The sequence below is a fragment of the Pseudomonas persica genome (assembly GCF_900291015.1).
In the GTDB taxonomy this organism is placed as follows: Bacteria; Pseudomonadota; Gammaproteobacteria; order Pseudomonadales; family Pseudomonadaceae; genus Aquipseudomonas.
Genome location: NZ_OLKL01000127.1, coordinates 1 through 276, shown reverse-complemented (window position 1 = coordinate 276; position 276 = coordinate 1). Strand labels below are relative to the sequence as shown.

The window sequence follows — 276 nt, the reverse complement described above, 5'->3', positions numbered from 1 at the left end:
GGCCTGAAGGCCGACCGCATGAGCCGCGGCCACCGCTTCCTGCACGACAAGACCGTGTGGCTGACCCAGCCGCAGGACTATGTGGAATCGCTGCGCGCCGCCTTCGTGCTGGTTGACCCGGCAGAGCGCCGCCAGCGCATCGTCGCCGAGGTGGAAGCCGCTGCAGCCACCGCCGGTGGCAGCGCACGCATCACCGAGGACAACCTGGAGCAGGTGGTGAACCTGGTCGAGTGGCCGTCGGCGGTGCTGTGCAGCTTCGAGCGCGCGTTCCTGGCG

General features: G+C 69.9%; 1 protein-coding gene. It reads left to right on the top strand.

The window, feature by feature from the left end; translation table 11 throughout:
* Nucleotides 1–3: 3 nt before the first annotated feature.
* Nucleotides 4–276: glycine--tRNA ligase subunit beta (locus FQ664_RS25995; protein WP_256676100.1), on the top strand; the 273-nt coding region annotated here is incomplete at its 3' end.